Below are 1,709 nucleotides of genomic sequence, written 5' to 3'. Positions count from 1 at the left end.
TTATGCGACTTTGACATATTGCCGCAAAATAGAAATGTCCTGTTTCTGCAAAGTTGGAATGTCGCTCCTGCCCTTGAGGTGCCAGTGTTCACCTCGATGGGATGGGAGGCTGCAGATTGGGACTGATATTGATGAGCGAGCGCGAGCTGCAGCGTATCGAGGTGCTGTCGAAGGTTTTGGAGCGGCGCATGACGGTTGTCTCGGCCGCGCATGTCCTGGATATGACGACGCGTCAGGTGCAGCGTCTGCTGAAGGCGTTCCGGGCCGAAGGCGCCGCCGCACTTCGGCACAAGGCACGAGGACGACCATCGAACCATCGATATGACGCTGGCGTCGGCGAACTGGCGGTTCAGTTGGTTCGGGAACATTATCTCGACTTCGGGCCAACCTTTGCGGCGGAGAAGCTGGCAGCGAACCACGGCCTGGTCGTGTCGCGAGAGACATTGCGCAAATGGATGGCTGAAGCCGGAATCTGGCTGTCCCGAAAGCAACGCAGGACGTTCCATCAGCCCAGATTACGTCGAGAGTCATATGGCGAACTGGTGCAGATCGACGGCAGCGATCATCGCTGGTTCGAGGAGCGGGGTGATCCATGCACCCTGCTCGTCTTCATCGACGACGCGACCAGCACGCTCCAGCAGCTTCGCTTTGTGAAGTCGGAGAGCACCTTCAGCTACTTCGAGGCGCTCGAACTCTATCTGAAGGCGCATGGCTGTCCGGTGGCGTTCTATTCCGACAAGCACACGGTGTTCCGCGTTCCCAAGAAGGACGCCAAGGCCGGCCGTGGTATGACGCAGTTCGGCCGTGCTCTGGCGGAACTCAACATCGAGATCCTATGCGCAAATTCCAGTCAGGCCAAAGGCCGGGTCGAAAGGGTCAATCGCACGCTGCAGGACCGCCTCGTGAAAGAACTGCGTCTCGCCGGCATATCGGATATGGCGGCTGCCAATGCGTTCTTGCCGGCGTTCACGACCGACTTCAACGAGAGGTTTGCCAAGGTCCCTGCCCGACCGGACAACTTGCATCGCGCATTGAATGTTGCGCCGGATCGGCTGCGTGACGTGCTGTGCAAGCGGGAGCAGCGTTATGTCGGCCGGCAATTGTCGTTCTCATATGAACGGCGACAGATCATGCTGGAGAAGAACGATGTCTCGATCGGTCTGGTCGGCAAATATGTCGACGTCCATGAGTTTGCGGACGGCCGCGTCGACATTCGCTGGAAGGCATGCTCTCTGCCCTATGCGATTTTTGACAAGGAGCAGCGTGTAACCCACACGGCGATCACCGAGAACAAACGGCTCGGCGAAGTGCTGACCTGGATCAAGGCTCAGCAGGACGAGGCGCGGCCTCCGCCGAAGATCAAGACCAACAGCGAGCAGACCGGCTACAAGAAGCGCGGAACAAAACCGGGGCGCAGGACGGATTTCATGAACGATCCTGCTGTCATCGCACGACGAGAACAGGCTTTGGCAAGGTTGGCCGCGGCCGAGTGAGCGGCTGTCAAAGCTAAAGCCGAGGGAGCTTGACTGGAACGCCCCCGATCGGGCTGCGCAACCCCGACCAGCTTACGCCCGATCGGACGCTCACGTCGGCGCGAGGAAGCGCCTCACTGTCGCATTTCTAACTTGCCGCGCCCTGCCTTCCCAAGCGTGGGAGGCGACATTTCTATTTTGCACAACCCGCGACATTTCTACATCGCCGCCACATGA

Annotated in this window: 1 protein-coding gene; it reads left to right on the top strand. The window is 59.2% G+C overall.

The features are described 5' to 3' along the window. Window positions 1–116: 116 nt before the first annotated feature. On the top strand, window positions 117–1,493 hold the full coding sequence (locus ABID37_RS26205) for an ISNCY family transposase (RefSeq protein ID WP_354199898.1): 1,377 nt from the start codon (window positions 117–119) through the stop codon (window positions 1,491–1,493). The last annotated feature ends 216 nt before the right edge of the window (window positions 1,494–1,709 follow it).

This window comes from Aquamicrobium terrae (assembly GCF_040545735.1).
GTDB lineage: Bacteria > Pseudomonadota > Alphaproteobacteria > Rhizobiales > Rhizobiaceae > Mesorhizobium > Mesorhizobium terrae_A.
Note: the sequence above shows the minus strand (reverse complement) of the source record. Positions and strands in the feature narration are given on the sequence as shown.